The organism is Streptomyces sp. NPDC043680 (assembly GCF_056436685.1).
In genome coordinates this window covers 26475-52001 of sequence record NZ_JBWKCE010000007.1, presented here as the reverse complement: position 1 = coordinate 52001, position 25527 = coordinate 26475, and the positions used below count along the sequence as shown (strand labels likewise).

At 75.8% G+C, this 25527-nt stretch carries 11 protein-coding genes; 9 read left to right on the top strand and 2 right to left on the bottom strand.

The features are described from left to right. Nucleotides 1–92 precede the first annotated feature (92 nt). Both AC0666_RS16985 and AC0666_RS16980 read right to left on the bottom strand, forming a co-directional pair. Nucleotides 93–2651 carry an AfsR/SARP family transcriptional regulator gene (locus AC0666_RS16985; RefSeq protein WP_478707844.1) on the bottom strand — a complete coding sequence of 853 codons (2559 nt, stop codon included), beginning with the start codon at nucleotides 2649–2651 and terminating at the stop codon, nucleotides 93–95. 20 nt (nucleotides 2652–2671) lie between these two features. After that, nucleotides 2672–3805: an AfsA-related hotdog domain-containing protein gene (locus AC0666_RS16980; protein WP_478707843.1), complete on the bottom strand. Its 1134-nt coding sequence runs from the start codon at nucleotides 3803–3805 to the stop codon at nucleotides 2672–2674. A 249-nt stretch (nucleotides 3806–4054) separates the two neighbouring features. On the opposite strand from AC0666_RS16980, the gene AC0666_RS16975 reads away from it, so the two are divergent. The 9 genes from AC0666_RS16975 (at nucleotide 4055) to AC0666_RS16935 (ending at nucleotide 25502) form a co-directional block, all read left to right on the top strand. Then, a complete protein-coding gene (locus tag AC0666_RS16975; protein WP_478707842.1) occupies nucleotides 4055–5527 on the top strand; it encodes an MFS transporter in 1473 nt (490 codons plus the stop codon). 99 nt (nucleotides 5528–5626) lie between these two features. Continuing rightward, entirely contained in the window at nucleotides 5627–7189 is a 1563-nt protein-coding gene (locus tag AC0666_RS16970; protein ID WP_478707841.1) for an MFS transporter, read from the top strand. A gap of 200 nt (nucleotides 7190–7389) precedes the next feature. Then, complete coding sequence (locus AC0666_RS16965) at nucleotides 7390–7818, top strand: ester cyclase (RefSeq protein ID WP_356848545.1); 429 nt, start codon at nucleotides 7390–7392, stop codon at nucleotides 7816–7818. A 20-nt stretch (nucleotides 7819–7838) separates the two neighbouring features. Continuing rightward, nucleotides 7839–10163 carry an acyltransferase domain-containing protein gene (locus tag AC0666_RS16960; protein ID WP_478707840.1) on the top strand — a complete coding sequence of 775 codons (2325 nt, stop codon included), beginning with the start codon at nucleotides 7839–7841 and terminating at the stop codon, nucleotides 10161–10163. Beyond that, nucleotides 10160–16819 carry an amino acid adenylation domain-containing protein gene (locus tag AC0666_RS16955; protein WP_478707839.1) on the top strand — a complete coding sequence of 2220 codons (6660 nt, stop codon included), beginning with the start codon at nucleotides 10160–10162 and terminating at the stop codon, nucleotides 16817–16819. The genes AC0666_RS16960 and AC0666_RS16955 overlap by 4 nt, the downstream gene beginning before the upstream one ends. Further along, on the top strand, nucleotides 16812–19850 hold the full coding sequence (locus AC0666_RS16950) for a type I polyketide synthase (RefSeq protein WP_478707838.1): 3039 nt from the start codon (nucleotides 16812–16814) through the stop codon (nucleotides 19848–19850). Before AC0666_RS16955 ends, AC0666_RS16950 begins: the two co-directional genes overlap by 8 nt. Continuing rightward, nucleotides 19847–24307 (top strand): non-ribosomal peptide synthetase, encoded by a 4461-nt coding sequence (locus AC0666_RS16945; protein WP_478707837.1) that lies wholly within the window; start codon nucleotides 19847–19849, stop codon nucleotides 24305–24307. Before AC0666_RS16950 ends, AC0666_RS16945 begins: the two co-directional genes overlap by 4 nt. Nucleotides 24308–24363: 56 nt before the next feature. Beyond that, nucleotides 24364–25293, top strand: coding sequence for a class I SAM-dependent methyltransferase (locus AC0666_RS16940; RefSeq protein WP_468971154.1), 930 nt, complete (start codon nucleotides 24364–24366; stop codon nucleotides 25291–25293). Then, on the top strand, nucleotides 25290–25502 hold the full coding sequence (locus AC0666_RS16935) for an MbtH family protein (protein ID WP_468971152.1): 213 nt from the start codon (nucleotides 25290–25292) through the stop codon (nucleotides 25500–25502). The genes AC0666_RS16940 and AC0666_RS16935 overlap by 4 nt, the downstream gene beginning before the upstream one ends. Nucleotides 25503–25527 lie beyond the last annotated feature (25 nt).

Genomic DNA, 25527 nt, shown 5'->3' with positions numbered 1-25527 from the left:
GAGCCGCGCCCGGGGTCGGTCCGGTTGTCGGGTCGGGCAGGGCCGTCGCCGACCGCTGCGCGTGTGGCGTGGACATCATGTTTCCCCCTCGGTCAGCGCGGTGTCCCGCACCGCAGGCGCCAGATTCCGGGCCGCACTTCGACCGCCCGGCCGGACGCGGCACCGGCCGCCGCCGCGTTCGTGCGGAGGGCGCGGCGGGCATAGGCCTCGCGGCGGCGGTCGCCGAGTGCCCGGGCGAGCGCCACGCAGTCGGCCAGGGCCCCGGCGGCCTCCGCGCCCGCTCCGGTCTCCAGGGCGAGCAGGGCCTCCACCCGCCGCACCTCGAACCGTCCCGCGGCGGGGCGCCCGGAGCCGGAGCCGGTGGCGAGGGCGCGCCGCGCCGAGGTGAGCAGGGCGTCCGCCTCGGCGACGAGCCCGCTGTCCAGGCGGAGTTCCGCGAGCCCGGCCAGGGCCCGGGCCACCTCGGCGGGTGCACCGGCCGCGGTCGCCGCCCGGGCCGCCTGCGCATAGCGCTCGGCGGCCCGTTCGGCCATCCGCTGCTGCCAGGCGAGATCGCCCAGCGAGCGGAGCATCCGGGCCTCGGCGTGCCCGTCGCCGGCCCGCCGGGCGGCGTCCAGGGCGAGCGTGTGGGTGCCCTCCCAGTCGTCCCAGGCGGCCGCACGCTCCAGGGCTCCGGTCACGGCGTCGGCGAGCAGCACGGTCTGCGCCCACAGGCCGGCGCCGTGCGCCGTACGGACCAGCTCCGCGTACAGCCCCGGGCCGTCGCCGCCCGCCGGGCCGCCGCCCGGCTCCCCGGCGGCGGCCGCGTACGCCGCGCACATCCGGGAGGTGGCCGCCCGGACCGTGTCGGCCGGCTCCCGCGCGGCGAGCCGCTCCGCGGCCAGGACCCGCAGCAGCTCCGGCAGGACATAGGTGTCCGGGCCCAGGGCCAGCAGCAGGTGCCGGTCCACCAGGGACTCCACGAGCGGCGCGGCCTCGGCTCCCGCCAGGTCCAGCACGGCGGCGGCGGCGGCCAGCGGGAAGCCGGCCGCGGGCAGCAGGCCGAGCAGCCGGAACGCCCGCCGCTCGGCCGCGGGGAGCTCCTCGTAGGCGGCCGTCAGCCGGGCCCGTACGTCGAACTCGCCGACCCCCAGCGCGTCCAGACGGGACCTCTCGTCGCGCAGCCGCGCGGCGAGGACCTCCCCGGTCCAGTGCGGGCGCGCTTCGAGCTGTACGGCCGCGGCGCGCAGCGCGAGCGGCAGCCGGCCGCAGAGCGCCGCGATCTCCTCCGCGGCGGCCGGGCCCGCCGCGGCGAGCACGGCGGCGGCAGCCTTCCGGCCGAGATGGCCGAGCCGGAGCACGTGCATGCCGGCGGCCCCGGCGGGCAGCAGGCGGCCGGTGACGAGCGCGCTGCTGCCGGGGGTGGTCGGCAGCAGCGGCCGCACCTGCTCCACCGACCGGGCGTCGTCGAGGACGAAGAGCAGCCGCCGCCCCGCGGTGAAGGTGCGCAGGGCCTCCAGCGGGTCCCCCTCCGGCTCCGGAGAGCAGCACGGCTCCCCGGCCACCGCCCGCGCCCGGCGCAGCAGCCGTACGGCGGCCTCCGCCGGAGTGAGGGCGGGGCCGCCGTCCGGGGCGAGGTCCAGGAACAGGACGCCGTCGGGGAAGGCGGTGGCCGCCTCGCGGGCCGCGGCGACGGCGAGGGCGGTCTTGCCGGAGCCGGGCAGTCCCGTGACCGCGGTCCAGGCGCCGGGGCGGGCACCGCGCAAGCGGGCGCCCAGCTCGGCCCGCTCCGCGTCGCGACCGGCCGGCGGGCCCTCGTCCGGCGGCAGCCAGTCCGTGTTGCCGGCCGCCGCCACCGGGGCGGCCGTGAGGGCCACCGGTGCGGCCGGGACGGCGGGGAGCGGGTCGCCGTCCGCACGCAGCAGGTCCTCGTGCAGCCGGCGCAGCCGGGCGCCGGGCTCGACGCCCAGCTCCTCGATCAGGGTGCGGCGCACCGCCGCGTACGCCTGGAGGGCCTCCGCCAGGCGCCCGCTGTGGAAGAGCGCCGTCATCAGGTGGGCGTGCAGCTCCTCGCGCAGCGGGTACGTGGTCACCAAGGCGCGCAGCTCCGCGACGAGTTCACCGGCGCGGCCGAGCCGCAGGTCCGCGTGGATCCGCTGCTCCAGAGCCTCCAGCCGTGCCTCCGCCAGCCGTGCGGCCGCGCTCTCCAGCAGCGGCCCGTACGGCACTCCGGACAGCAGGGGCCCGCGCCACAGGTCCTGTGCCTGCCGCAGCAGCACCGCGGCCCTCTCGTGGTCGTGTTCGGCGAACGCCTTGCGCCCCCGTTCCCGCAGGTCCTCGAAGACGGCGAGGTCCAGCTCGTCAGAGGCGGCCCGCAGGAGATAACCGGGCCGCCGGGTGAGCAGGATCCCCTCGCCGTGCCGGGCGCTCGCCGAGCGCAGCGCCTTGCGGATCTGGGACACGTACACGTGCAGGGTGGTCATGGCGGTGCGCGGCGGGGCGTCGCGCCACAGCTCGTCGACGAGACCGTCCACGGACACCACTTCGTTGGCCCGCACGAGCAGGGTGCCCAGCACCACCCGGAGCTTGGCGGGGCCGGGGGTGTGCAGACCGGCGGAGGCCGGGTCCGGGTCTCCCGCGACCTCCAGCGGACCCAGGATCCGGAACCTCATCTGGGACGACCTCTCAAGAATCAGAAATCCTGGACCACGACGGCACGGGCCTCGGCCACGGGCCTGCGGCACTGGGTGAGCGTCAGCGTCACGGGGACCGACGGGCGCCCCTGCGCGTCCCGCTCCAGTCGGCCGGGCACCGCCGTGCACCGCATCGGCAGCCCGGCTTCGGCGTGCCCGCGGAAGTGCACCCGGGAAGCGGCCAGCGTGCTGCGCGAGGCCGTCAGTCCGTGGCTGCGCCCGGCGGCGAGCAGCGCGGTCTGGCGCAGCGACTCCAGGACGTGCGCCCCCGTCAGCCGGCCGTCCTCGTCGGCGAACAGCGGCCCGGTCCCGTCGGTCAGCACCCAGGCCGACCAGCGGCCGGAGGACAGCGGCTCCGGCTCGCCCACCACGACGTCGGAGGGGTCCTCCCGCCCGACCGCGCCCGCGTCCGCGGGCACCACCGGGCGGTCGGGGGCGTCCTCGGCACCGGCGGAGCCACCGCCGGCACCGGGCGCACCGCCGGCACCGGGCGCACCGGCGGCACCGGGCGCACCGGGCGCACCGGCGGCACCGGGCGCACCGGGCGCACCGGCGGCGCTTGGGCCGCCGACGCCGCCGGCCCCGCGCCGGGTCCGCGCGAGATGGCTGCCGTACACGCCGGGCATCAGGAAGACCAGGCCGGCCGAACCGGCGGCGCAGGGTGTGCTGTCGATGCTCACCTCGACCTCGAAGTCCAGCCCGCGCGGCACCCCGTTGACCACGTGGGCGGGTAGGGCCCGGAGCCGGGTGGTGAGCCGGGAGCCGCCCTGCGGACCGGTGCGCCAGGCCGACAGGTCGGTGAGCCGCAGGTCGAACCGGAAGAACAGGCCGGGCCGCTCCTCGGGCACCCCGAAGTACCGGTGGCCGACGAACTCGCCCACCTCCCGCACCGCTTCGGTGACCGCGCCGGTGTCGTGGAAGTGCGCGCCCGCGCCGTGGAAGAGGGGAGGGGCGCCCGGCAGCCGGTCCGCGATGACGAAGTGCTCCTCGCCCAGGCTCGGTCCGTCCAGGCAGTGGTCCCAGGACACCGGGCAGTGGATCAGGTGGCGGGCCGGGCCGAACCGCCGGGCGTGCTCGCCGCCCGCAGCCGGTGCAGCCGCGCGTGGCCCGTCCACGGTGGTCGCATTCGTCATCCCGTCCCCCTTGTCCCGCATCGCATACGCCCCTGACGGCCAAGCTTGCGAAAGCCCGCGGTCCGCACGCCACTTCGGGCCGGTGGCAGCTAGTTGCACGTCCGTTACTGCGTCCGATCCACCCGGTTTAGCGAAATACAGGGTGCGCGCGCGAGCGTGGGTGCGCGGGCCGGCCCCGGTGCGTCCGTCCCCCGGCCGCCGGGGCCCGGCCCGCAGTCGGCTGAACGGCCCGAAAGGCGGCGACCCACCATGACGACCACTGTTCCCGTGCCGGACACCGGTACCGCGGAGACCGCCGCGGCCGGCCCCGCACGCCCACCGGCCGGCCTCGCACGCCCACCGGCCGGCCTCGCACGCCCACCGGCGGGCCCCGCACCGCGACCGGCCGGCCTCTCCGCGCGGGTCCGCGCGGGCTACGCCTCGGGTGCGCTCGTGTCCGGTACCTTCACGACCCTCCCCGGGCTCCTGTTGCTGCCCTACCTCACCGACACGCTGGGTATCGGCGCCGCCCTCGCGGGAGTCGCCGTCCTGGTCCCCAAGGCCTGGGTGGCGTTCATCAACCCGGTGGTGGGCCGCCTCACCGACCGCACCCGGTCCCGCTGGGGAGCCCGCGGACCCTGGGTGCTGGGCGGCGGACTGGCCATGGCCCTGGCCTTCGCCCTGATGTTCGCGGGCCTCGCCCACGGCACCGCCGGAGCCTGGCTCACGGAGGCCGGATTCCTGCTCACCGCCACCGCCTTCGCCTGCTTCCAGATCCCCTACGCCGCGCTCCCCGCCGAGCTGGCACCGCCCGGACGCGACCAGGTCCGGCTCGTCGGCGGCCGGGTCGTCGCGCTCGGACTGGCGGCCCTGACCGCCGGAGCGGTGGCGCCCGCACTGATCGGCGCGGGCGGCGGGGGAGTGCCGGGCCACCGCTGGGCCGGGCTGTTCGGCGGCGCCGTGATCGCGGTGGGCACGCTCGGGGTGTTCCTCGGCACCCGGTCGGCGCCGGTCGGCCCGACCCTGCCCAGCGAGCCGAGCGTGCGCCTGCAACTGGCCGTGGCCCGCGGGAACCGCCCGTTCATGGCGCTGCTGCGCACGGCCACCGTCCAGACCGTCGCCACGGGCGTGCTGCTGGCCGGGACCCCGTACGCGGCGGCGCAGGTGCTGCCCGGTCCCGGCTGGGCCGGCGCCCTGGTCGCCGTGTTCGTCGCGCCCAACCTGTTCTCCACCCCGCTGTGGTCCCGGCTCGGCGCCCGGCTCGGCCCGCACCGCACGTACACCGTGGCCTGCGCCCTGTTCGGGGCCGGCTGCCTGCTCTTCCTCGCCACACCGCTGCTGCCGCCCGCCGCGGTCCTCGCCACCATGGCCCTCGCCGGAGCCGGACACGCCGGCCAGCTGCTCTTCCTCTACGCGCTGCTGCCCGACTGCATCGTGCGGGAGACGGCTCGTACCGGGACCCGGCAAGGGGGCGTACTGGCCGGGCTGTTCTCCACCGGGGAGGCGGTCGGGCTGGCGCTCGGCCCCTTCCTCTACGCCGTGGTGCTCCAGGCCTTCGGCTACCTCTCCTCCGACAGCGGGCAGGCGGCCGAGCAGAGCTCCCTGGCGCGGCTGGGCGTGCTGACGGGCATGGCCGTGGTCCCCGTCCTGGCCACGGCGGCCGCCGTCGCACTGCTGCGCGCGTACCGGCCGGACCCCGCGGACGACCGGGGCCAGGGCTCTCGGGCTCTAGGGGTCCCCTAACCTGCCTCCGGTTCCTTGCGGGCAGCTCCACGCGGTCCCTACCGTCGCATTGTTGCTTTCGTCGTTGAGCGGCACTGCACTGCCGCGCGAGGAGTTGTGGTGGAAATCAAGGAGCACCCGCGCAGGTGGGCCATTTTGGCTGTGCTCGCCGTGGCAGTCTTCGTCGTCTCGATCGATTCGACCGTCCTCAATGTGGCCCTTCCCACGCTGGGCCGGGAATTGGGCGCCGGTACCGGCGAACTGCAATGGATGGTCGACGCCTATTCCGTGGTCCTCGCGGGTCTCCTGTTGATGGCGGGAAGTCTTTCGGACCGGTTCGGCCGGAAGAAGCTGCTGCTGATCGGCCTGGTGCTGTTCGGTGCGGCCTCCGTGGCCGCCGCCTTCTCCACCGAGTCCTGGCAGTTGATCGCCGCCCGCGCCGCCATGGGCGCGGGTGCCTCCGCCTTCATGCCGGGCACCCTCTCCATCCTCGTCCACGTCTTCTCCGACGAGGAGCGGCCGAAGGCCATCGGCATCTGGGGTGCGGTGACGGCGCTCGGCGCGGTCACCGGCCCGCTGATCGGCGGTGTGCTGCTGGAGCACTTCTGGTGGGGCTCGCTCTACCTGATCAACGTCGTCGTGGTCGGCGCCGCCGTCCTCGGCGCGGCGGTCCTGGTGCCCGAGTCCACCGACCCGGCGGCCCGTCCGCTCGACCTGCCCAGCACGGTGCTCTCGATCGTCGGTGTCACCGCGCTGGTCTACGGGGTGATCGAACAGCCCCGGTTCGGCTGGTCCTCCTCCAAGGTGCTGACCGGGCTGATCGGCGGCGCCGTGGTGATGGTGCTGTTCTTCGTCCGCCAGGCGACCGCACGCCACCCGATGATCGATCTCACGGTGGTGCGCAACCGCCGTTTCCTCGGCTCCAGCGGCACCATGGCGGTGCTGATGTTCGCCCTCACCGGCAGCCTGTTCGTGCTGACCCAGCAGTTCCAGCTGGTGCTCGGCTACTCGCCGCTCCTCTCCGGCGCCGCGATCCTGCCGGTCGCGGTCGCGCTGATGGTCTGCTCCCCGCTGTCGCCGGTGGTGGCCAAGGCGATCGGCGTGCGCAACACCGTGGTGCTGTCCCTGCTGGTGCTCGCCGCCGGGTACGCCGTGTACGCCGTCTTCACCGAGGAGTACGGTTACGGCGCGATGGTGGTCGCGATGGCGCTGGTCGGCACCGGCATGGGCCTGTCCCAGCCGCTGGTCAACGACGTGCTGATGACCGCCGGCCCGCCCGAGCAGTCCGGGCTGCTCTCCTCGATGAACGACACGGTGCAGGAGATGGGGGCCGCCTTCGGCGTGGCGGTGGTGGGCAGCGTGCTGGCCGCCAGGTACGCCGCGACGTACGACCCCGGAGACACGGCCGCACCCGCCACCCGCTCCCTCGACCAGGCGCTGGAAGCCGCCCGGAGCCTGCCGCAGACGGCCGGGAAGGCGACCGTGGAAGCGGCCAAGTCGGCGTTCGCGCAGTCCTTCTCCGCCTCGGCGGCGGTCTGCGCCGGGGTGGTGGTGCTGGGCGCCGTGGCCGCCGCGTTCCTGCTGCCCCAGACCGTACGGGCACCCGGCGCGGCCGAGGCGGACGGGGAGGCGGCCGTGGTGGCCGAGGCCCCCGCCCGCCCCGCCGGGAAGAACACCGTCTGACCTCCCGACCATTTCCCACCCCCCACAGAGCCGCCCGCGCGAACCCCGTCGCGCGGGCGGCTCTGCGCCGTTGCGGGGTGGGGGTGACCGGGCCCGGGACCGGGGTGCCGCAGGGGCCGGTAGGGGCGGGTTAGGGGTGCCCTCCTTTCGAGCCAACACATAGCTTTTTCGACGTAGGAGCCCATGCGAAAGGGAATCAGATGACCCAGGTCCAGGAAGAGCTGGAAAACGTCCTGCGCCGCTACATCGACGAGCTGCTCAACGGCCACGACGACAGCCTCGTCGAGGAATTCATCCACCCGGAATTCCGCCACTTCACCGACGAGAGTGCCCTCGCGCTCGAAAACGACGGGACCGACCTCGAAGGCATCAAGGCCGGCCTGATCGAGGTCCGCGAGAAGCTGGCCCCCCACTACAGCGCCGAAGTGGTCCGCTGGGAGGGCGACATCGCGCACCTGGCCTGGAAGACCACCGTCACGCACCAGGGCTACATCTTCGACCGCGAGCCCACGGGCAAGACCTTCACCCTCACCTACACCGGCAAGACCCGGTTCAAGGACGGGAAGATCTACCAGGCGCAGAACTACTGGGACCCGCAGCAGGCCCTCTCCGTGATCGACGGCGACTGAGGGGCCAGGGGGGCGCACCAGTGACGACATCGACTTGGGCCGCGGGCCGCGCGACGGCGGCGGCCGATCCGGCCGGCGGCCACCACCGGGGCCGCACCGCCTTCGTCTTCTCCGGACAGGGCAACCAGTGGCCGGGCATGGGCCGGGACCTGATGGCCCTGGAACCGTCCGTACGGCAGACGCTGCAGGAGGCCGACACCCTCCTGCGCGAGCCCGGCGGATGGTCGCTGCTCGGCGAACTGGCGGCGCCCCGCGGGGAGTCGCGGCTGTCGGACCCGGCGGTCCTCCAGCCGACCCTGGTCGCCCTGCAGATCGCCGTGGCCCGGCTGCTGGCCGAACGCGGCGTGGTCGCGGACGCGTTCACCGGGCACAGCCTCGGTGAGATCGCGGCCGCGGCCGCCTCCGGGGCCCTCGGCCTCGCGGACGCGCTCCGGCTGGCCCGGCTGCGCGGCGAGCTGATGCGCCGGGCGGTGGGCACCGGACGCACCGCGCTCCTGGGCGTGGACGCCGAGGAGGCGGCCGCGCGCATCGAGCGGCACGGCGGCGCGGCCGACGTGGCGGCGTGGAACGCCCCGGGCTCCACCCTGGTGGCCGGGGACGCCGCGACCGTCCAGGCCGTGGTGGACGAGCTCGCCGCACGCGAGGTCTTCGCCCGGGTGCTGCCCGGCGACATCGCGTTCCACAGCCGATTCCTGGAGCCGTTGCGCGCCGAGTTCGAGCAGGCGGCCCACGGTGTGCTGCCCGGCCCGACCACCGCCCCGCTGGTGTCCACCGTCACCGGCGCCGTGGTCGCCGGCACCGACCTCGGCCCCGCCTACTGGGCGGACAACCTGCGCCGCCCGGTCCGCTTCGTCCAGGCCGTCGACACCCTCGTGGGCCTCGGCTGCCGCACCTTCGTCGAGATCGGCGCGCACCCCACCCTCGCGCCCTCGCTGGCCGACTGCTGCGCGGCCCGGGGCGTCGAACCGGTCGTCCTGCCCACCCTGCGGCGCGGGGAGGACGCGCAGGAGAACATCCTGCGCACCGTGTGGGAGCTGCGCGCGGCCGGCGCCGTGCGGGCCGCGCCGGCCCCGGTCGGCGCCGTGCGCGAGGTGCGCTTCCTCACCGCCGTCACCCGTGACACCCCGCGGCCCGCGCTGCGCGGCCGAGCCGCCCAGTTCGCCGCCTCCGTCGCTGCCACCGCCCTGGAGGCGTTGGAGCGGACCACGGAGGGCACGAAGTCCCGTACGGCCCGCGTGGTCTGGGACGAGAACGCCGAACTCGCGCCCGGCGAGGCCACCGTGGTGGCGGCCCCGGTCGCCCCCGGCGCCTCGGCCGTCGCCGTCTACGGCCGCACCCCCGGGAGCGGCTGGACCCGGCTGGCCACCGCCCGCACGGATCCCGACCCGCTGGCGGCGCCGGCCGACGTGGACGTGCCGACCGCCCCCCGCACCCTGCCCCGTACCGTCGCGGACCCCTCGGTCGAAGCGGCCTGGGACGGCGCGGACGGCACCCTGGTACGGCTGCGCCCGGCCGCAGGCGGCGCCGTCGGCCCGCGCGAGCTGCTGGAGCTGGCCCTGCGCGTCACTGCGGCCGTACTCGGCGCGCACGCTCCCGAGGCCCTGCACGGAATCGAGCAGTCGGCCACGGGCGAGGCCCCGCGCTGGGTGCACGTCGCCCACACCGTGCAGGAGGCCGGAGGAGCCGGGGACGCCGGGGGAACCGCCGGGCCCGCGGTCGCAGTGCTCGCCGCGACCGGCCGGCCCCTGCTGCGGATCGCCGCCTCCGCGTGGCGGCAGGCCCCCGCCGCGGACCAGGCCCCGGCACCGGCGGCCGCCACCCCGGCGGCACCGCCCGCCCAGACCGAGGCGGACGGCGCGGCCGACCTGGCCGCGGTGCTGGCCGCCGACCCCGGCGACCGGGCCGCGCTGCTCACCGAGCGGATCCGCCGGGCCGCCGCGGTCATCCTGCGCACCGGCATCGACCGGGTCCCGGCCGACCGGCCGCTGAACGCCCTCGGCATGGACTCGGTCATGGGCCTGGAGCTGCGCCGCCGCCTGGAGGCGGACTTCGGCGTGGAGATCGGCCTGGTGACCGTCCTGCGCGGCGCCACCTCCGCCGACCTGGCGGCCGAGGTGGCCGCCGACCTGGCCGAGCAGCTCGCCGCGCAGCCGCAGGCGGCGACCCCTGCCCCGCACCTGGCTCCGGCCGCACACCCCGACCCCGCCCAGGCCGCAGCAGGCCTGCCCGATCTCGACGACCCCGCGGACCTTGAACGGCTCCTGGCCGACCTCGACGCGCTCTCCCCGGAGGAGGTGGACTCGCTGCTCGGCCGACTGGCCGGTGACGCGGCGGGCGAGCTATGACCACACACCCTGCCGCACCCCTGACGGGCCCCACCGCGGACAACACCGCGGACAACACCGCGGACTCCACCGCGGTGTCCGCCCCCGCCTCCGCCGCCACCGCCGACGAGCGGCGCGCCCTGCTCCGGGCCGAGCTGCTGCGCCGCGCCGCCGCCCGCCCGGCGGCCGCCGCCGCGCCCGCCGCTCCCGCAGCGCCCGCCGTCCACCCCGTCTCGGAAGGCCAGCGCGCCCTCTGGCTGTTCGAGCAGATGCACCCGGACAGCCCGGCGTACCGCCTGTGCTTCGCCGCCACGGTCACCGGCCCGCTGGACACCGACGCCCTGCGCACCGCCCTGCAGACCCTGCTCGACCACCACCCGGTGCTCCGCACCGCCGTGCTCCAGGAAGACGGCGCACTCGTCCAGCGGATCCGGCCGGATGCCCGGGTGGAGTTCTCCGAGCTCGACCTCACAGGCCGGCCCGACCCGTCCGCCGCCGCCGAAGCCGCCGCCACCGCCTTCGCCGAGCGCCCGTACGACCTGGCGGCCGGCGCCTTCCTGCGCGCGCAGGTGCTGCGCCTGGCCGCCGACCGCGCGGTCCTGCTGCTCGGCACCCACCACATCGCGGCCGACCTGTGGGCCTTCTCGCTGATGCTGCGCGACCTCCAGCTGGCCTACCCGGCCGCCCGGGCGGGCCGCCCCGCCGCACTGGCCGCTCCCGCCGCCGACTACCCGGCGTACGTCCGCCGGCAGCGCGAGCTGGTCGCCGGCGCCCGCGGGCAGGCGAGCGCCGCCTTCTGGCGGGAGCAGCTGTCCGGCGAGGTCCCGCGGCTGGAGCTGCCGTGCGACCGGCGCCGACCGCCCCGGCCCAGCCACCGCACGGCCGTGCACACCTTCAGCCTCGACCCCGAGGTCACCGAAGGGCTGCGCCGCATCGCCCGTGAGACGGGCGGAACCCTCTACACGGCCGCCCTGACCGTCTTCAACCTGCTGATGCACCGGTACACCGGCCAGGACGACATCTGGCTCGGGTCGGTCTCCACCGGCCGGAGCAAGGCCGCCTACGAGGACATCGTCGGCTACTTCGCCAACCTGATGGTGCTGCGCACCCGCATCACCCCCGGCCACACCTTCCGCACCCTGCTGGAGCAGGTCCGCGAGACCGCGCTCGACGCGATGGAGCACCAGGACTACCCCTATCCGCTGGTCGCCGAGCAGGTCACCCAGGGCGGCGCGGGCGGCGGCCTGTTCGACGTCGCGTTCTTCTACGAGTCCGCCTCCTACAGCTCGGAGCAGGGCCTCTCGCTCTTCGCCACCGGAGCCGCCGGCGCCCGCCTCGCCATCGGCGACCTCCACCTGGAGCCGTACCCGCTGTCCGTCCAGGGCAGCGAACAGGACCTGACCGTCTTCGCCGAGGAGGTCGACGGCCGCGTCAGCTGCTCCCTGCGCTACGCCACCGACCTCTTCGACCGCGAGACCGCCGAGGGCCTGGGCCGCCACTTCCGCGCGCTGGCCGCCGCCTGCGCGGCCCGCCCCGACGCCCCGCACGGACAGCTGTCGATGCTCTCGGACGCCGACCGCCGCCAGGTGCTGACCGAGTGGAGCCGGCCCGGCGACCCGGCGGCCCTCGCCCGCCGGGGCGTGCACGAGCTGGTACTGGAACAGGCCGCCCGTACCCCGGACGCGACCGCCGTCTCGGCCGGCGAGGAGAGCCTCAGCTACGCCGAACTCGCCGAGCAGGCCCGCGCGCTGGCGCTGGTGCTGCGCTCCCACGGTGTCGGCCCCGAGGTCAAGGTCGGCCTCAGCGGCGACGGCACCCCCCGGCTCTTCGTGGGGCTGCTCGCCGTCCTGATGGCGGGCGGGGCGTACATCCCGCTCGACCCCACCTACCCGGTCAAGCGGCTGGAGTACATGATCGAGGACTCCTCGGTCGCCCTGCTGCTCGCCCAGCGCAGCGTGGCCGGCCGGCTGCCCGTCCCCGACGGCACCCCGGTGCTGTACCTGGACGACATCCACGAACCGCCCTCGCCCGCACCGGAGCTGCCCGCCTCCGACGGCGGCCGGCTCGCCTACGTCATCTACACCTCCGGCTCCACCGGCCGCCCCAAGGGCGTGATGGTCGAGCACGCCGGCCTCGTCGACTTCGACCTCGCGCACCGCGAGTCCATGCCGGCCGGCCCGGGCCGCCGGGTCCTGCAGAACGCCTCCATCAGCTTCGACGTCAGCACCTGGGAATGGATGATGGCGCTCACCACCGGGGGCACCCTGGTGGTCGCGCCGCGCGAGGAACTGCGCCCCGGGCCGCCGCTCATCGACACCATCCGGCGCGAGCGCATCACCACCCTGAGTGCCACCCCGTCCGTCCTGGCCACCATGGACCCGGCCGACCTGCCCACCGTCACCGAGCTCACCTCGGTCGGCGAGGCCGTCTCCGCCGACCTGGTGCGCGCCTGGGCGCCGGGCCGGCGCATCGTGAACGCGTACGGACCCACCGAGATCACCGTCTTCTGCACCACCGAGGTCTGCGTACCGGACGGCAGCGTGCCGCCCATCGGGCGCGCCCTGCCGGGCACCGAGCTCTACGTCCTGGACGCCGGGCTGCGCCCGGTGCCGGCCGGCGTCGTGGGCGAGTTGTTCCTCGGCGGCACCGGCGTCACCCGCGGCTACCAGAACCGGCCCGACCTCACCGCCGACCGCTACGTGCCGCACCCCTTCACCGACGAGCCGGGCGCCCGGCTCTACCGCACCGGCGACCGCGTCCGCTTCGACCGGCAGGGGACCCTGCACTACCTCGGCCGAGCCGACCACCAGGTCAAGATCCGCGGCGTGCGCATCGAACCCGGCGAGGTGCAGGACGCCCTCGACTCGCACCCCGGTGTGCGCGAGGCCGTGGTCATGGCCCGCCCCGGCCGCGACGGCCGCCTCGTCCTCGCCGGATACGTCCTGCGGGAGCCCGAGGCGGAGGCGCCCACCGTCGCCGCCCTGCGCGCGCACCTGGCGGAGCGGCTCACCTCGGCGATGATCCCCTCGCACCTGTTCGTCATGGACGCCTTCCCGCTCAACCCCAACGGCAAGGTCGACCGCGCGCTGCTGCCCGCCCCCGAGGAACTGCCCGAGGACGGCGGTACGTCGGCCCCGCCCGCCACCCCCGCCGAGCGGGCCGTGGCCGAGGTGTGGAGCGAGCTGCTCGGCATCGAGCGGATCGGCGCCGACGCCCACTTCTTCGAACTGGGCGGCCACTCGCTGCTGGCCATCCAGGCGGCCGCCCGGCTGCGCGAGCACACCGGCGTGGACCTCCCCCTGCGCGACCTCTTCGACGCCCCCGTCCTGCGCGCCGTGGCCGCCCGGATCGACGAGCTGCGGGCCGCCGCGCCCCAGGACCCACAGGCCCGCGCGGAGGCGCCGCTGCCCAGGCTGCCCCGCGGACCGGAGGGCCTGCCGCTCTCCTCCGCCCAGCAGCGGCTCTGGTTCACGGAGCAGCTGCGGCCGGGCGGCCTCGCGTACCGCATCGCGGGCGAGCTGCACCTCGACGGCCCGCTCGACCCGGCCGCGCTGCGCGCGGCCATGGCCGAGGTGGTACGCCGCCACGAGGCGCTGCGCACCGTGTACACCGCCTTCGCGGGTGAGCCGCGGCAGATCGTCACCGAAGCCGCAGCCGACGGGATCCTGCCCGTGGCGGACCTCGGCGGCCTCGGTCCCGAGGAGCGCGAGGCGGCCCGTGCCGCCCGGACCCGGGCCTTCTTCGAGCGGCCCTTCGACCTCACCCGCTCGCCGCTGCACACCCAGCTGCTGAGGCTCGCCGAGGACCGGCACGTCGTGCAGCTCTCGGTGCACCACATCGCCGCCGACGGCTGGTCGGTACGGCTCGTGGTGCGTGAGCTGACCGCGCTGTACACGGCGTACGCGACGGGCGCCCCGGCGTCCCTGCCCGAACCGGCGGTGCAGTACCCGGACTTCGCCCACTGGCAGCGCGAACGCCAGGCCGGCGAGGCGGGCGAAGCCGAACTGGCCCACTGGGCGGCCACCCTGGCGGGCGCCCCCGCCTACCTGGAGCTGCCCACCGACCGGCCGCGCCGCGACGTGGGCGACCGCCCCGCGGCCCGCGAGCGGCGGACCCTCGGCGCGGACCTCGCCGACCGGCTGCGCACCCTCGCCGGCGGGCAGAACGCCTCGCTCTCGATGGCGCTGCTCACCGGCTACTCGGCGCTGCTGTCCCGCTGGTCGGGCCAGGAGGACATCGTCGTGGGCATGCCCGTGGCGGGCCGGAGCCGGCCGGACCTGGAGCAGAGCGTCGGCCTCTACGTGAACACCGTCGCCGTGCGCACCGACACCTCGGGCCGGCCCGGCTTCCGCGAGCTGCTGAGCCGGGTGCGGGAGGCGGCCCTCGACGCCGACGCCCACCAGGACGTGCCCTTCGAGCGGGTCGTGGACCGGCTCGCCCTGGACCGGGACATCACGCGCACCCCGGTCTTCCAGGTGCTGTTCAACATGCTCAACCTGGACGGCTCCCACCCGCCCGTGCCGGGGGTGCGGACGCGGCTGGCCGAGACCGAGGACCTCAGTGCCCGGTACGACCTGACCCTGTACGTCAAGCCGGAGGCGGACGGCTCGCTCGGACTCGACCTCGTCTACGACGCCTCGCTGTTCGACGCCGGGACGGTCGCGGTCTTCCTCGACCAGTTCGAGGCGCTGCTCGCCGAGGCGGCCGCCGAACCCGCCGCCCCCCTGGCCGAGCTGGCCCTTCCGCGGCCGGCCGCCCTGCCGGACCCCGCCCTGCCGCTGCCGGCCGCGCCGTGGACCGCGGCCGTGCACGAGCGGTTCGCGGAGACGGCCGCGGCCCGGCCCGACGCCGTCGCCCTCAGCCACGGCGGCCGGGACCTGACGTACGGCGAACTGGACCGCGCGAGCGCCGCCCTGGCGGCCGAACTGGCCTCTGCCGGCACCGGTCCCGGCGGCGTGGCCGCCGTCCACGCCGAGCGCAGTCCCGCCCTGGTGGTGGCCGTACTGGCCGCGCTGCGCGCCGGAGCAGCCTTCGCCCTGCTCGACCGGGCCCACCCGGCCGAACGGCGTGAGCAGACCGCCCGGGTGCTGGGCGCGGGAGCCTGGCTGGAGACCGGCAGTGCGCTGCCCGAAGTCCTCGGGCTCCCCGTCGCATTCGCGCGGAGCGTCACGGCGGCCGCCCCCGCCGGCGCTGAGCCGGTGTTCCCGCCGGCGGCCGCCGCGCGTCCCACCGACACCGCCTACATCGCGTTCACGTCCGGAACCACCGGCGCGCCCAAGGGAGTCGTCGGCAGCCACGCGCCCCTGGCGCACTTCGTGGACTGGTACACCCGGACCTTCGCGATCGGGGCCGAGGACCGCTTCGCCCTCACCTCGGGCCTGAGCCACGACCCCCTGCTGCGCGACCTGTTCGTACCGCTCGCGGTCGGCGCCCGGCTGCACGTCCCGGAACCCGGACAGCTCGCCGCCCCGGAGGCGTACGCCCGCTGGCTGGCCGCCGAAGGGATCACGGTGCTCCACCTGACCCCGCCGATGGCGCGGTTCATGAGCGGCCTCCCCGACGGCTGCCTGCCGTCCCTGCGCCTGGCCGTCTTCGGCGGTGACACGCTCACCGGCCGGGAGGCCGCCACCCTGCGCAGGCTGGCTCCCGGCGCACACCTGGTGAACTTCTACGGCGCCACCGAGACCCCGCAGGCCCCGGCCTGGCACCCGGTCGGCGAGCACGCGGCCGACGAGCAGGTGCCCCTGGGCACCGGCATCGACGGCGCGCAGCTGCTGGTCCTGCGTGGCGAGCGGCCCGCTTCGGTGGGCGAACTCGGCGAGATCGTCGTCCGCACCCCGCACCTGGCCGAGGGCTACCTCGGGCCGGACGACGCGGGCCGCTTCCGCCCCGACCCCGCGGGCGGCGCCCACGGGGAGCGGCTCTACCGCACGGGAGACCTCGGTCGGTACCGGCCCGACGGCACGGTGGTGTTCGCGGGCCGGGCCGACCGCCAGGTCAAGGTCCGCGGCCACCGGGTGGACCTCTCCGGCATCGAGCACGCCCTGCGCGGCCACCCGGCGGTCACGGCCGCGGTGGTCGCCCCGGTGGCCGACGCCGCCGGCGAGCTCGGTCTCGCCGCCTGGGCCACCACGGACGGCGGCGCCGACGCCGCCGCGCTCCGCGCCCACCTGCTGGCCCGGCTGCCCGCCGCGATGGTGCCCGCGACCCTCGACGTGGTCGAGGCCTTCCCGCTCACCGCGAACGGCAAGGTGGACACCGCCCGGCTCCGGGCCTGGCGCCGCAGCGCCGAGGCGGCCGGGGCCGGCGGGGCGGTCCGTACGCCCGCCACCCGGACCGAGGAGAAGGTGCGCGCCCTGTGGCAGGAGCTGCTCGGCGCCGAGGACATCGGACGGGACGACACGTTCTTCGGGCGCGGCGGCCACTCCCTCCAGCTGGTCCCGCTCCAGCTGCGGCTGCGGGAGGAACTGGGCGTGGACGTACCGGTGCTGGACCTGCTCCGGCACCCCACCGTGGCGGCGCTCGCCCGCCACGTGGACGCACTCGCCGGCGGGACCTCCGCCGGCTCGGGGGAGGGCACGGGCCGACCGGCCGCGGCCCGCGAAGAGGCCGCAGAACGCGCACGACGGGCCGCCGACCGGCGGCGCCGGATGAGAAGGGGACAGGGGGATGTCTGAGGCCGTGGCCGAACACAACCACCGGACGGACGGGCCGGACGGCATGGACGGGCTGGACGAGCCGGAGCGGATCGCCGTCGTCGGACTGGCCTGCCGGGTACCGGGCGCCGAGGGCCCGGACGGGTTCTGGCACAACCTGGTCGAGGGCGTCGAGTCCATCGAGCGCCTGGAGCCGCCCGCCGACGCGCCGGAGGGCTATGTGCCCGCCGTCGCGCGGATCACGGGCGTGGAGGACTTCGACGCGGAGTTCTTCGGCATGACGCCGCGCGAGGCGGAGCTCGCCGACCCGCAGCAGCGGCTGTTCCTGGAGCAGTGCTGGGCGGCGTTGGAGGACGCGGGTTGCGACCCCGAGCGGGCCCGCGGCCGGATCGGCGTCTGGGGCGGCACCTCGTTCAACGCGTACCTGATCCTCAACGTGCTGCCGGGCCGCTCCCGCGACGGGCTGCTCGGCGAGTACCCGGCGGCGCTGCTGCACGGCAACGACAAGGACTACCTGACCAGCCGGGTCGCCCACCGGCTGGGCCTGACGGGGCCCGCCGTCACCGTCCAGACGGCCTGCTCCACCTCACTGGTCGCGGTGGCCGAGGCCGCCCGGGCGCTGCTGGACTACCAGTGCGACATGGCGCTGGCCGGCGGGGCCTCGATCAAGCTCCCGCAGGACTGGGGCTACGTGTACGAGACCGGGGGCATCCAGTCGCCGGACGGCCACTGCCGTGCCTTCGACGCCGAAGCCGCCGGCACGGTCTTCGGCAGCGGCGCGGGCGTGGTCGCCCTCAAGCGGCTCTCCGACGCCCTCGCCGACGGCGACCGGATCCACGCCGTGATCCTCGGCTCGGCCGTCAACAACGACGGCGCCCGCAAGAGCGGTTACACGGCACCGAGCGTGGACGGACAGGCCGACGTCCTCACCGACGCCTACTTCGCGGCCGGCGTGAGCCCCGCCTCGGTCGGCTACGTCGAGGCGCACGGCACCGGCACGGCCGTCGGCGACCCCATCGAACTGGCCGCCCTGGACGAGGTGTTCGAGGCCGACGGCGCCGCCCCCGGCACCATCGCCATCGGCTCGGTCAAGACCAACATCGGCCACCTCAATGCCGCCTCCGGGGTCGTCGGCCTGATCAAGGCCGTGCTGGCGGTCCGCGAGGGCGAGCTGCCGCCGAGCCTCCACTACCGCAGCCGCAACCCGCGGACCAGCGAGAAGTCCCCGTTCGTCGTCAACGACCGGCGCCGGGCCTGGCCGGCCGGGCCGGGGCCGCGCCGGGCCGGGGTCAGCTCCTTCGGCGTGGGCGGCACCAACGTCCACGTGGTGCTGGAGCAGCCGCCCGCCGTCCCCGCCCGGGCCGCCGTGCCCGCCGCTCCCGCGCGGGAGCAGCTGATCACCCTCTCGGCACGCACCCCCGGCGCCCTCGCCGAGGCCGCCGAGCGACTGGCGGGCGTGCTCGACACCTCGCCCGCCGAGGCCCTGCCCGACATCGCGCACACCCTGGCCCAGGGACGCAGGCGCTTCCCCCACCGCACCGCGGTGGCGGCCGCCGACCCGGCGGCCGCAGCGGCCGCACTGCGGCGTGCGACCGGTGTACGGGCGGGCGGTGACGCCCCGGCCGTGTTCCTCTTCCCCGGCCAGGGCACCCAGTACCAGGGCATGACCGCCGGACTCCTGGCCACCGAGCCGGAGTTCGCGCGGCACCTCACCGAGTGCGCCGAACTGTTCGCCCCGCACACGGGGACCGACCTGTTGGCCCTGCTGAGCAGCCCGGCCCCGGCGGGCGCGGACGATGCGCTGACCGCCACCCGGCTGGCCCAGCCCGCGCTGTTCGCCGTCGAGTACGCGCTCGCCCGGTGGTGGACGGCGCGCGGGGTGCGCCCGGCCGCGCTGCTCGGCCACAGCCTGGGCGAGTGGACCGCGGCCGCCGTCGCCGGGGTCCTCACCCTGGAGGACGCCGTCCGCCTGGTCGCCGCCCGCGGCCGGATGATGGGGGAGTGCCCGCGCGGGGCGATGCTCGCGGTGGAGCTCCCCGAGGCCGAGGCCCGCCGGCTGGAGGGCTCCGGGCTGACCGTGGCCGCGCTGAACGCGCCCGCGCGCTGCGTGCTCTCCGGCACCGAGGCGGCCGTGGCCGCCGCCGAGGCCGGACTCGCCGCCCGCGGAGTGGCCGCCAAGCGGCTGGTCACCTCGCACGCCTTCCACTCGCCGCTGCTCGACCCTTTGGTGGAGCCGTTCGCCGAGCTCGTCGCCGGGGTACGGCTGCGCACCCCGCAGATCCCCTTCCTGTCCAACGTCACCGGCACCTGGATCACCGACGCCCAGGCCACCGACCCGCGCTACTGGGCGGGCCAGGCACGGGCCGCCGTACGCTTCGCCGACGGGGTCGCCGAGCTGCTGGCCGCCGAGCCCGACCCGGTGCTGCTGGAGCTGGGCCCCGGCCGGGCCCTGGGCCGGTTCGCCGCCCAGACCGGCGGCCCGCAGCTGCGTACGGTCAGCACCGTACGGGGCGCCCGTCAGGCCGGCCCGGACCGCCGGCTCCTGCTCCAGGCGGCCGGCGACGCCTGGGCGCACGGGGTGGCGATGGAGCTGCCGCCCGCCGGCGACGGCCCGGACCGCCCCCGGACCGTGGCGCTGCCCGGGCATCCGATGGACCGGCGGCGGCACTGGATCGAGGCCCCGGCCACCGCGGCCGCCCCGGTCCCGGCGGCCGGCCCGCCCCAGGCGGCCACCGCCGCTGCCACCGCCGCTGCCGACCCCGCCCCGGCCGGGCCGGTCACCGGCCCGGCGCCCCTGCCCGACGGCCCGCAGGAGCAGATCGCCGCTCTCTGGCGGGAGCTGCTCGGCATCGAGCACATCGGACCCGACGACGACCTCTTCATGCTCGGCGGCGACTCCCTCAACGCCTCCCAGCTCGTCTCCCGCGCGAACAGGCTCTTCCGGGCCGACCTCCCGCTGGAGGAGTTCCTGGACGAGCCGACCGTCCGGCGGATGGCCGAACTCGCCCTCCGCGCACAGACCGACAACCCTGCCGAGGCGGTGGAGCAGTGACCAGCCACATCACCACGACGAACAGCCCGACGGCGCACGCGCCGGGGACGGCGGGCCGGCCCACGGACCGCCCGCTGTCCTTCGCCCAGCAGCGCATGTGGTTCATGGAAGAACTCGTGCCGGGCACCGCCCTGCAGAACATCCCGCTCGCCGTGCGGCTCACCGGCCCGCTCGACATCGAAGCGGTCCGCGGCGCCTTCCGGGCCGTCGTACGCCGCCACGACACCCTGCGCACCGCCTTCGGCGTCCACCAGGGCGCCCCCGGCCACACCGTCCTGGCACCCGAGGACGCCGAACCGGACCTCGTCCTCGTCGACTTCGGCCGCGGCGAGGCCGACGGCGAGGGCCGCACCCTCGCCGGCTGGCTGCACGAGCAGGCCACCGAGCCCTTCGACCTGGGCCGCCCGCCGCTGCTGCGCATCGGCCTGGCGCGGCTGGGCCCCGAGGAGCACGTCCTCTCCCTCACCGTGCACCACCTGGTCTGCGACGGCTGGTCGCTGGACGTGCTGATCCGCGAGTTCAACTCCGCCTACACCGAACTGGCCGGGGGCGCAGCCGAGCCCTCCCTCGGCGAACCCGCCGTCCGGTACGCCGAGTTCGCGGCGCGCCAGCACCAGCGCTTCACCGACGGGTCGATGTCCGCCGACCTGGCGTACTGGCGCGAGAAGCTGGCCGGCGAGCTGACCGCGCTCGAACTGCCCACCGACCGGCCCCGCCCCGAGGAACCCGGCTACCGCGGCGCCCGGATCCGGCGCGAGATCCCGCAGCCGCTGCTCGACGCGGTCGCCGTCCTCGCCCGCGGCCGGGGCGTCACCCCGTACATGGTGCTCCTCGCCGCGTACAGCGCCCTCCTCCAGCGCTGCGCCGGGCAGAGCGAGGTGATCGTCGGCACGCCCATCGCGGGCCGCTCCGACGTCGACACCGAGGAGCTGATCGGCCTCTTCGTCAACACCCTGCCGCTGCGGGTCGACCTGTCCGGCGACCCGTCCTTCGGGGAGCTGGTGCGCCGGGTCCGGACCACCTCGGTCGGCGCCTACGCCCACCAGGGCCTGCCCTTCGAGAAGATCGTCGAGGATCTCCGCCCGGACCGCGGCAGCCACCTCACGCCGCTGTTCCGCACCCTGTTCATCCTCCAGAACGCCACCACCACCGGACTGGAGCTGCCGGGCCTGAGCGCCGAGGCCGTCGAAACCCACAACGGCACCTCGCGCTTCGACCTCCAGCTCATCGTCGGCAAGCGCACCGACGGCTGGGTGGCCACCCTGGAGTACGACACCGACCTGTTCGACCGCAGCACCGCCGAGCGGATGCTCGACCGCTACCTGACCCTGCTCGAAGGCGCCGTCGCCGCACCCGACACCCGGCTCTCCCGGCTCCCGCTGCTCAGCGGCACCGAGCGGCGCCGCGTCCTGGAGATCGGCCGCAAGGCGCAGGACTTCCCGGTCACCGAGTGCCTGCACGAGACCTTCTCCCGGCAAGCGCGCCGGCGCCCCGACGCCGTCGCCGTCAGCTGCGAGGGCCGGAGCCTGACGTACGCCGAACTCGACCGCCGGGCCGAGGCCCTGGCGCTGCGGCTGCGGGCCGCGGGCGTCGGCCGCGAGAGCCTGGTCGGCCTCTTCCTCGACCGCGGCCTGGACACGGCGGTGGCCATCCTCGGCGTGTTCAAGGCGGGCGGCGGCTACGTGCCGATGGACCCGCTGTACCCGGCCGCCCGGCTCGCCCGGATCCTCGGCGACGCCACCCCGCACGTCCTGATCACCCACGACGCGCTGCGCGGCGCCCTGCCGGACTACGACGGCCACCTGCTCGTCATCGACCGTCCCGAGGAGCCCTTCCCGAACCCGGCGCGGCCCGTGCCCGTACGCGACGGCGCAGCGCTCGCACCCGACAACACCGCCTACGTCATCTACACCTCCGGCTCCACCGGCACCCCCAAGGGCGTCCAGGTCAGCCACGCCACCGTGGCCCGGATGTTCGCCGCCATGACCACGACGAGCAGCTTCGCCTTCGGCGAGGACGACGCCTGGCCGATGCTGCACAGCTACGCCTTCGACGTGTCCGTGGTCGAGATGTGGGGCGCCTGGCTGCACGGCGGCCGCCTGGTCGTCGTGCCCGCGGAGACCGCCCGCGACCCCGAGGCGTACTACGGGCTGGTCCGCGAGGAGGGCATCACCGTCCTCAACCAGACTCCGTCCGCCTTCGTGCACTTCGCCGCCGTCGACGCCCGGCACGACCCGGCGCAGCTGCCCCTGCGCACCATCATCTTCGGCGGTGAGGCGCTGGAGTCCGGCACCCTCGCCTCCTGGTTCCAGCGCCACGGCGACCAGGGCCCGCGGCTGGTCAACATGTACGGCATCACCGAGACCATCCACGTCACCATCCGCGAGATGACGGCGGAGGACGTACGGCAGAACCGGCGCAGCCCCATCGGCCGGCCCATGCCGGACATGGAGCTGTACGCCCTCGACGACCTGCTGCAGCCCGTCCCGATCGGCGTCACCGGCGAGCTGTACGTCGGCGGCCCGGGCCTGGCCCGCTGCTACTTCCGCGACCCGCGCAAGACCGCCGACCGGTTCGTCCCGCACCCCTTCTCCCCGGTCCCGGGCGCCCGTCTCTACAAGAGCGGCGACCTGGCCCGGCTCACCGCCCGGGGGGAGTTCGAGTACGTCGGCCGCGCCGACCACCAGGTGAAGATCCGCGGCTACCGCATCGAGACCGGCGAGGTGGAGGCCGTACTCCTCGACCACCCGGACGTGCACGCCGCCGTGGTCGTGCCCCAGCGGGCGGCCGACGGCGAGATGCGGCTGTACGGGTACGCCACCCTGGAGCCCGGCGCCCGGGAGGGCGAGCGCCCCGAGGCCACCGCCGCCCTGCTGCGCGACCACCTCGCCGAGCGGCTGCCCGCCTACATGGTGCCCACCGCCGTGGTGGTCCTGGCCGCGCTGCCGCTCACCGTCAACGGCAAGGTCGACCGCAAGGCGCTGCCCGTCCCCGAGCCGGTCCGGGCCGAGAGCGCCACCGCGTACGTCGCCCCCCGCACCCGCACCGAGCAGCGTGTCGCCCAGGCCTGGCGCGAGCTCCTCGGCCTCGAGCAGGTCGGCGTGCACGACAGCTTCTTCGACCTCGGCGGATACTCGCTCCTGGCGACCCGGCTGGTCTTCCGGCTCCGTGAGGAGTTCGCCACCGACCTGCCGCTGCGCACCCTGTTCTCCGACCCGACCGTGGCCGGGATCGCCGCCGTCCTCGACGCGGCCGCTGGCGCGGACCAGGCCCCGGGAGGGGCGCTCGCGCCGGTCACCGCGATGCGGGCCGACAGCGTGCTCGGTGAGGGCATCGCCGGGTTCCCGGCCCCCGCCCGGCCGGGCGGTGAGCACGACATCCTGCTCACCGGCGCCACCGGCTTCCTCGGCGCCTTCCTCCTCGACGCCCTCCTGGACGACACGGAGGCCACCGTGCACTGCCTGGTGCGCGCCGAGGACGAGGCCGGTGCACAGCGCCGGCTGGAGAAGGCGCTCTCCGGCTTCGGCCTGTGGGACGCGACCCGGTCCCACCGGATCCGCGCGGTCGCCGGCGACCTCGCGGCGCCCCGCCTCGGCCTCGGCCCGGCCGCGTACGACGAGCTGGCCGCCCGCGTCGACGCGATCTACCACTCGGGCGCGGCCGTCAACCTCGTCCTGCCGTACGAGGAGCTCCGACCCGCCACCGTGGACGGCACGCGCGAGATCCTCCGGCTGGCCACCGCCACCGGCCGGGCGGCCGTCCACCACGTCTCCACCGTCGGCGTCTTCGCCGGACCGCCCGCCGACGGCGGGGCGCTCGCCGAGGACTCGGTCACCGGCCCGCCCGAACTGCTGCGCCAGGGCTACACCCAGAGCAAATGGGTGGCCGAGCAGGTCATCGCACTGGCCCGCGCCGAGGGCGTACCGGTCACCCTGCACCGCCCCGCCCGGATCTCCGGGCACACGGTCACCGGCGCCTGCCAGAACGACGACTTCCTGTGGCGCGTCATCAAGGGCTGCATCCAGGCGGGCGCCGTCCCGCGGGGCCTGACCGCCGAGGCGGACCTGGTGCCCGTCGACTACGTGGCCCGGGCCATCGTGGCCGTGGCCCGGCGGCCCGAGGCGCTCGGCGGCCTCCACCACCAGGTCAACACCCGCCCCGTACCGCTCTCCCAGGTCCTCGGCCACGTACGGGACTTCGGCTACCGGCTCGCCGAGCTGGAGCTCTCCGAGTGGGTCGACCTCGTCAAGACCGACCCCGCCAACGCGGCCTACCCGCTGCTCAGCCTCTTCGACCCGGCAGGCGGCGGCTTCACGGCCGTCCGCTTCTCGGACGAGGACACCCGGGCCCACCTGGCCGGCACGGGCATCGACTGCCCGCCGCTGGACGCCCGGCTCTTCCACACCTACCTCGGCTACTTCGTCGGCTCCGGGTACCTCCCGGCGCCGCAACGATGAGCCGTCCCGCACCCCTCCACCCCACCCACCACCAGCGACGGAGACACCGAACCGCCATGACGACCCTGACCCAGCCTGCCGCCGCCGACCTCGCGCAGACGCCGGGAGCCGACCTGTCCCGCCCGTCCTCCTACTACAAGCCTGGCGAGCACCACGCGCCGGAGAACGAGATCCACCGCCTGCGCCAGCAGGTCGCCGCCTCCTGGGGCAAGGAGGCCCGCATCCTGCGCGAGTTCGGCCTCACCGCCGACAGCGACGTCCTGGAGATCGGCTCCGGCCCCGGCTACATCACCGAGCGCCTGCTGGAGGAGGTCCCGGACGGATCCGTCACCTGCCTGGAGCTGAACGAGGACCTGATCGAGCACGCCCGCGGCCACCTCACGCCCGCCCGCCCGGAGCAGCTGAAGCTGGTCCAGGGCTCCGTCCTGGAGTCCGGACTGCCCAGCGACGCGTACGACCTGGCCCACGCCCGCCTGGTCCTCCAGCACGTGCCGCACACGGCCGACGCGCTCGCCGAGATCCACCGCACGCTGCGCCCCGGCGGCAGGCTCGCGGTCATCGACGTCGACGACGCCCTGTGGGGACTGCTGCACCCGCAGCCCGAACTGCCGGAGTTCGACGAGGTTGTACGGCTGCGCATCGAGCTCCAGGCCAGCCGCGGCGGCAACCGCCTGATCGGCCGCGAGATGGGCCGGCTGATGCGGGAGGCCGGCTTCACCGACATCAAGGTCGAGGCCGTCGCCATCTCCAGCGAGGAGGTCGGCATGGACGTCCTGGCACCCCAGCTCGACATCCGCTCCCGCACCGCGGCGATGGTCGCCGTCAACCCCGCCGCCGAAAGGCCCTGCGAGGTCACCGCCGATGCCATGGACGAGTTCCTGGCCCGCCCGGACGCCTCGATGATGCTGGTGTTCTTCATGTTCTCCGGCACCAAGCCCGCCACCGCCCCGGCCGCCGCCGACGCCACCGCGGGCGGCGCCCGATGACCGCGCCCGCCGCTGCGCCGGCCGCCTGGCACGTGGTGGTCAACCACGAGGAGCAGCGCTCCGTGTGGCCGGCCGACCAGGAACCGCCGGCCGGCTGGGACACCACCGGGTTCACCGGTACCCGCGAGGAGTGCCTGACCCGGATCGCCGCCGACTGGACGGACCTGCGTCCGCTCGGCCTGCGCCGCCGCATGGCCGACGCGGGCTGATGCCCGTACCGCCCCTTCCCCCACT

Excerpts from the sequence above, each read along its gene's own strand:
- AC0666_RS16985 (WP_478707844.1), bottom strand. The coding sequence starts at position 2,651 with ATGAGGTTCCGGATCCTGGGTCCGCTGGAGGTCGCGGGAGACCCGGAC.
- AC0666_RS16980 (WP_478707843.1), bottom strand. The coding sequence starts at position 3,805 with ATGACGAATGCGACCACCGTGGACGGGCCACGCGCGGCTGCACCGGCT.
- AC0666_RS16975 (WP_478707842.1), top strand. The coding sequence starts at position 4,055 with ATGACGACCACTGTTCCCGTGCCGGACACCGGTACCGCGGAGACCGCC.
- AC0666_RS16965 (WP_356848545.1), top strand. The coding sequence starts at position 7,390 with ATGACCCAGGTCCAGGAAGAGCTGGAAAACGTCCTGCGCCGCTACATC.
- AC0666_RS16955 (WP_478707839.1), top strand. The coding sequence starts at position 10,160 with ATGACCACACACCCTGCCGCACCCCTGACGGGCCCCACCGCGGACAAC.
- AC0666_RS16950 (WP_478707838.1), top strand. The coding sequence starts at position 16,812 with ATGTCTGAGGCCGTGGCCGAACACAACCACCGGACGGACGGGCCGGAC.
- AC0666_RS16940 (WP_468971154.1), top strand. The coding sequence starts at position 24,364 with ATGACGACCCTGACCCAGCCTGCCGCCGCCGACCTCGCGCAGACGCCG.
- AC0666_RS16935 (WP_468971152.1), top strand. The coding sequence starts at position 25,290 with ATGACCGCGCCCGCCGCTGCGCCGGCCGCCTGGCACGTGGTGGTCAAC.